The following is a 6,292-nucleotide window of genomic DNA, read 5'->3' as shown; positions in this document are numbered from 1 at the left end:
TCTAGGTGCGTCGACCGGCGGAGTCCGGCGCCGCCCTCCACACGCCGACGTTCGCGCCGTACGACCTGGGGCGCTCAGAATCGGACATTAAGGGATATATCAGTCATAAATGGCATACTGGTGCTCTTACGTGAACAAGGAGGCATCAAACAGCGTAGATCGCCGTTTATCGCTCATTCGATCCGGTAATTATGGGATCGCGGGCGATGGCCACTTAACGGCCATCAAGCGACATTCTTCGCTAATCAGGCACTTGATCCTCTAGAGGGGACACCTAATGCCCAAGCTCACGAAGGTCATCGCCGGACTCGCCGTCAGTACCGCGCTCGCCGGTGGCGCCCTCGCCGCGACCGCCACCGCGGCCGCCGCGACCACCGCTCCCACGGAATGGGGCGGCGGCTTCAGCTCCTTCGGGTCCTTCGGGGACAACTGCTCCGACTGGGACGACATCACCTGGAACCTTTTCGTCGCCGGAAACGCCTGTCCGGACTGGGACGACTCGGTCTTCTAAAAGACCGGCCTGATTCGCCGCTCGGACCGCTCGGTGACCATCCTCCCCGTCCGCCCTCGCCGGCGAGGGGAACGGCGGGACGAGCCTCCTGGAGAACCTCGGCGGCCTCGCCCTTTCGTGAAGGGGCGAGGCCGCCGCTTCGCGTGTCCGGCCTTTCCCGGCAGGCGGGTGTGGGCCGGACGGGGGGCGCCGCGTTACCGTGGTGTCGTATGAGCCGGTGATACGCGCGTCGGGGGAGCGAAGATGATGGTCACCGCTCGAGAAGTGAAAGATCGCGTGATCGACGCTCTGAACGATCACGATCTCGAAGCAGTCAAGCGATGCTTCGCCCGGGACGCCGTCTACGTCGGACCGGTGGGCACGGCCGAGGGGCACGAACAGATCGGATGGTACTTCGAGCATCTGCTCCAGGCCTTTCCCGATCTGCGTCTCACCCCGTGGTGCAAGGTCCCCGTCTGTGATCCGGCCGTCTCGGCCGTCTCCGAGTACGTCATGACGGGCACGCATCTCGGGCCGTTCCTGCTGCCCGGCGGGTCGGCGCTGGAGGCCACCGGGAACCGCATCGCGGTTCGCGCCGCCGGGTTGTGCACCATCGAGAACGGGCTGATCATCAGCGACCGGGACTACTACGATCAGCTGGAACTGCTCAGCCAGCTCGGCCTCTGCCTGCCGGAGCCCGTCGCCTGACGGACCTCACCCCGGCCGGCCGGGGCGGCAGCCCGCGGCTGAACGGGGTGGCCCGGCGGTGCACCCGGCGGTGCGGCGGCCGGCGGCGCAGGCGAGGGGAGGGCGCCGTGCGGAAGCGCCGCTTGGCGACCTCCACCAGCACCAGGTAGCCGACCAGGACGACGGCGATCGCGGCGAGGATCGCCGGCGGGACGGGCGCCAGCCCCAGCTCGGACGCGAACGGCGCGTACGGCAGGGCGACTCCGGCCGCCACCACGGCCCCAACTGCGATCACGAGGGCCGTGGCCGGGCGGCTTCGCCAGAACGGCGTGCGCCGCGTCCTGACGATGAAGATCACCAGGGTCTGGGTGGCGAGGGACTCCACGAACCAGGACGCGCGAAACAGCGGTGGCGCGGTGTGGAAGACCCGCAGGAGCAGCGTGAACATGGCGAGGTCGAACATCGAGCTGAGCGGCCCGAACACCAGCATGAAGCGGCGGATGAGCCCGAGGTCGAAGCGCGCGGGCCGGGCGATCTGCTCGGCGTCGACGGCGTCGGCCGGAATGGCGAGCTGGCCGGCGTCGTACAGCAGGTTGTTGAGCAGCACCTGGCTCGGCAGCATCGGCAGGAAGGGCAGCACCGCCGAGGCGGCCGCGGCGGAGAACATGTTGCCGACGTTGCTGGCCGTCCCCATGAGGAGGTACTTGACGGTGTTGGCGAAGATGCGGCGGCCTTCGACGATGCCGTCGGCGAGCACGCCCAGGTCCTTCTCCAGCAGGACGACGTCGGCCGCGTCCCTGGCGACGTCGGCCCCGGTGTCGACGGAGATGCCGACGTCCGCGCGGTGCAGGGCGAGCGCGTCGTTGACGCCGTCGCCCAGGTAGGCGACGTCCAGGCCGCCGCTTCGCTGGACGCTCACGATCCTGGCCTTCTGCTCGGGGCTCACCCGCGCGAACACGGTGGTCGCCGGCAGGGCTTCCGTCAGGGCGGCGTCGTCCAGCCACTCGACCTCCTCGCCGGTCAGCACCCCGGCGACGGGCATGCCGATCTTCCCGCACAGGCCGGTCGCGACAGCGGGGTGGTCGCCGGTGAGGATCTTCACGGTGATCCCGAGCGCGGCCAGGCGCCGGAGCGCCTCCCCCACTCCGGGTTTGGGCGGGTCGCTGAACACCAGGAACCCGGCCAGGTCGAGGCCGGACTCCACCAGTTCGCGGACACCCGGACGCATCGCGACCGCGACGAGGCGGGCGCCCTCGGCGAACAGCCGCTCGGCGAGGGCCCTCGACTCCTGCGGCACCGCACGGCAGCGGGCCAGCACCGCTTCCGGGGCGCCCTTGACAATGGTCAGCGGCTCGCCCTCGGGGCCCTCGACCAGCACCGACGCCATGCGCCGCTCGTGGTCGAACGGCTTGGCGTCGAGCCGCCGCCAGCCCTCCGGCGTCCACTCCCTCATGAGCGTGCCCGCACCGCGCGGGCCTGCATTCAGGGCGTCGTGGAGGGCGTCGTGGAGGGCGTCGTCGAGCGGCCCGGAGCCGGGCGGGTCCGCGCACAGCACCCCGAGGCGGAACGGGCCGTGCGGGTCGCCGGGGTCGAGGGTCCCGTCGGGGCGGACGGCCTGGCGCAGGGCGATCCCGGCCTGGGTCAGGGTGCCGGTCTTGTCGGTGAACAGCACCTCGACGTCCGCGAGGTCCTCGATGGCGACCAGGCGTTTCACGAGCACCTTCCGCCGGGTGAGGCGGCGGGACCCGGTGGCGAGGCCGGTGGTGACGACGGCGGGCAGCAGCTGCGGGGTGACGCCGACCGCGATGGCGAGCGAGAACAGCATGGCGTCGAGCAGGGGGCGGCCCATGACCAGGTTGGTGGCGAACACCCCGGCCGTCAGCGCCGCGGCGACCCACACCAGCAGTCCGGAGAACCGGCGCAGCCCGATCTGGAAGGCCGTCTCCGCGTGCCGTTCGCCGAGGCCCGCGGCGATCGCGCCGAAGGCCGTACGGACCCCGGTCCCGGACACGGTCCCCGTGCCGGTTCCCGCCGTGACGACCGTGCCCATCAGCGCCGTGTCGCCCGCCTTCCTGCGTACCGGCAGCGACTCCCCGGTCAGCACCGACTCGTCGCATTCGAGGTCGCGGGCCTCGGCGAGCTCCACGTCGGCGGGGACCACGGCGCCCAGCCTCAGCTCGACCACGTCGCCCGGGACCAGCTCGGTGACGTCACGCTCGACCAGTGTGCCGCCGCGCAGCACGCGCGCCCTGCTGCGCAGGTGCTCGTGCAGCGCCTCCACCGCCCGCTCGGCGCGGTACTCGTTGGCGAAGCCCAGCCCGACGCTCAGGGCGACGATCACCCCGATCACCACCGCGTCGGTCCGCTCCCCGACGAAGAACGACACGGTGGCCGCGACCAGCAGCAGCATCAGCAGCGGGCTGCGGAGCTGCCGGACCAGCACGGGGACCGGGCGCGCCCGGTGGCTGCGCACCGCGTTGGGGCCGACCCCGGCCCGGACCGCCGCGGCCTGCTCGTCGGTGAGCCCCGTCATGGCCGGCGTCATGGCCGGCCCAGATCGCGGGCGAGCGCGGACAGGACGGCGGCGCCCAGCGCCATCGCCCAGCCGGCGGGCGGCAGGGGCACGAGGGCGAGCGGCGCGCCCAGCGCCGGGACCGCCGTCACGAGTGCCTGCAGCCCCGCGGTGGCGGTCACCGCGACGAACACGGAACGGCCCCGCCACCAGCCGCGCTCGAAGGTCCGGCGGCGGGCCCTGACGACATAGGCGAGCGTCAGCCGGGCGAGGACCAGGGCGAGCACGGCCTGGGTGCGGACCTGCTCCTCGCTCCAGCCGAGACGGCGGGCGGCCTCGACGGCCGCGAAGACGAGCGCGCCGACGGCCGCCGCGCGCAGTGCGACGCGGGTCAGGACCGGCCAGGAGAGCAGACCGCCGGCGGGCGGGCGCAGAGCCAGCGGGTCGCCGACGGGCCGGTCGACGCCGAGCGCGATCGCGGGGATGCCGTCCAGCACCAGGTTGATCCACAGCAGCTGCACGGGGAGCAGCGGCACGACCAGATCCGGCCAGGCGACCAGGCCGGTGAGGACGATCAGGATCTCCGCGAGGTTGCCGGTGAGCAGGTATCCGATCATCGAGGCCACGTTGTGGCGCAGCCGGCGTCCCTCGCGCACGCCCGCGACGACGGTGCCGAGATCGCCGGTGGTGACGACGACCGCGGCCGCCTCCCGGGCCACGTCGGTCCCCTCCTCGCCGGCCATGGCCACCCCGACGTCGGCGTTGCGCAGGGCGGGGGCGTCGTTCACACCGTCTCCGGTCATCGCGACGACCTGGCCGTCCGCGCGCAGGGCGCGCACCAGGTCGAGCTTGGTGACGGGGTCGACGCGGGCCAGTACGGCCGCCTCCCGCAGCAGGGCGAACCGTCCGGGACGGTCGCCTCCGCGGAGAGCCTGGAGGTCGGCGCCCGTCACGACGGGGTCGGCGTCGATGCCCACCTCCCCGGCGATGGCGCGGGCCGTGTCGGCGTGGTCGCCGGTCACCATCACCACGCGGATGCCGGCGGCGCGGCAGTCCGCCACCGCCCGCGACGCCGAGGGGCGGATCTCGTCGCGCAGCGCGACCAAACCGAGCGGGCGCAGGTCCACGGCGTCCAGGTCGGCGGTGTGGCTCTCGGCGAGCGCGAGCACCCGAAGTCCCCGGTCCGCCAGCCCGGGCACCGCGCGTGCCAGCCGCTCGGTCGCCGGGCCGGGGACGCACCGGGCGAGCACCGCCTCCGGGGCACCCTTGACAGTCAGCAGGGGTCCGCCCGCACCGGTCCCCGCCGTGGTGACCACGGCCATCGACCTCGTCTCGGCGTCGAACGGCCGGGCGGCCAGGCGTTCCTCACCGGGCGGCGGCCGCACCCCGTGCCGCTCGGCGGCCGCGGCGAGGGCGACGTCGACGGCGTCCCCCAGGCCGTCCCTGGCGTCGTTGCAGCGCTGAGCGGCCCGCCACAGGTCGCTTCCCGACGCCGCGAGGTGGTCGGCCACGGTCAGGTGGCCGGTGGTCAGCGTGCCCGTCTTGTCCGTGGCGATGACGGTGGTCGCGCCCAGCGCCTCGATGGCGGACAGCCGCCGGACGATCACACCGAGCCCCGCCATGCGCTGCGAGCCGAGCGCGAGCGCGGTGGTGACGGCGGCGGCCAGGCTCTCCGGCACGGCGGCGATGGCCAGCGCCACCCCGGCCAGGATGATGTCGAGAAGCGCCGCCTCGCCCCGCCGGACCCGGGACAGCCCGATAAGGATCATCACGACGCCCGCGACGACCGCGACCAGGCCGATCCGCCGCGACACCTGGGCGAGCTCCGCCGCGAGCGGGCCCTTGACGCCGCCCAGTGCGGAGGCGATGCGCCCCATCTCGGTCCGGGCGCCGGTGCGGGTCACCTCGGCCACGCCCGAGCCGCGGACGACGAGCGTCCCGGCGAACAGCTCGTCGTGGCGATCGGCGAGCATGCCGCCCGGTGCGCCGGCTCCCGCGGCCCGCTTGACGGACGACAGCGACTCTCCCGTGAGCGTGGACTCGTCCACGGCCAGCGCGTCGGCCCTGAGCAGCCGCGCGTCGGCGGGGACGCGGTCTCCGGCCGCGACCCGGACGACGTCGCCCGGCACGACCTCGGCGGCGGAGACCCTCCGTACGACGCCGTCGCGGACCACCGCGGCCATGGGCGCGGTGAGGGTCCGCAACGCCCGCACGGCGTGGTCGGCCCTCGTCTCCTGGCTCACGCCGATGACGACGTTGACGAGGAGGATGGTCAGGATGGCCGCGCCCTCGGGGACCTCGCCGAGGACGGCCAGGGTGACCAGTCCGGCGATCAGCAGCAGGACCGACATCGGATCGGCGAGCTGGCGGGCGGCCCGGACGGGCATGCGCGGCGGTCGCGGCTGCGGGAGCTCGTTCGGCCCGCACTCGGCCAGCCGCTCCGACGCCGTCTTCTCGCTCAGCCCGGCCGGCTCCCGCACGGTGACGTCCATGGCCCAAGCAGATCACCCGGGAGTGCCGGGACGCCGCGGGCCAAAGGCACCCCGCCGGGGGACCTTCGGCCCGCGCCGCCGCACGGGCGGGACGGAGGGGCGGGCAGGAGG

The 6,292-nt window shown here is 73.6% G+C and carries 4 protein-coding genes; 2 read left to right on the top strand and 2 right to left on the bottom strand.

Annotated elements, in window-relative coordinates:
• Positions 1-277 precede the first annotated feature (277 nt).
• Complete coding sequence (locus tag Mco01_RS35380) at positions 278-511, top strand: hypothetical protein (RefSeq protein ID WP_204061179.1); 234 nt, start codon at positions 278-280, stop codon at positions 509-511.
• 276 nt (positions 512-787) lie between these two features.
• Positions 788-1,198 carry an ester cyclase gene (locus Mco01_RS35375; RefSeq protein ID WP_239104156.1) on the top strand — a complete coding sequence of 137 codons (411 nt, stop codon included), beginning with the start codon at positions 788-790 and terminating at the stop codon, positions 1,196-1,198.
• Here Mco01_RS35375 and mgtA read toward each other — a convergent pair.
• Complete coding sequence (mgtA, locus tag Mco01_RS35370) at positions 1,158-3,710, bottom strand: magnesium-translocating P-type ATPase (protein ID WP_239104155.1); 2,553 nt, start codon at positions 3,708-3,710, stop codon at positions 1,158-1,160. The genes Mco01_RS35375 and mgtA overlap by 41 nt on opposite strands.
• A gap of 8 nt (positions 3,711-3,718) precedes the next feature.
• A complete protein-coding gene (locus Mco01_RS35365) occupies positions 3,719-6,181 on the bottom strand; it encodes a cation-translocating P-type ATPase (RefSeq protein ID WP_204061176.1) in 2,463 nt (820 codons plus the stop codon).
• Positions 6,182-6,292 lie beyond the last annotated feature (111 nt).

The sequence above is a fragment of the Microbispora corallina genome (genome assembly GCF_016863035.1).
Classification (GTDB): Bacteria; Actinomycetota; Actinomycetes; order Streptosporangiales; family Streptosporangiaceae; genus Microbispora; species Microbispora corallina.
This window is presented reverse-complemented; position numbering and strand designations above follow the sequence as displayed.

Coding starts and splice junctions, on each gene's coding strand:
- Mco01_RS35365 (WP_204061176.1), bottom strand. CDS start 6,181: ATGGACGTCACCGTGCGGGAGCCGGCCGGGCTGAGCGAGAAGACGGCG.
- mgtA (WP_239104155.1), bottom strand. CDS start 3,710: ATGACGGGGCTCACCGACGAGCAGGCCGCGGCGGTCCGGGCCGGGGTC.
- Mco01_RS35380 (WP_204061179.1), top strand. CDS start 278: ATGCCCAAGCTCACGAAGGTCATCGCCGGACTCGCCGTCAGTACCGCG.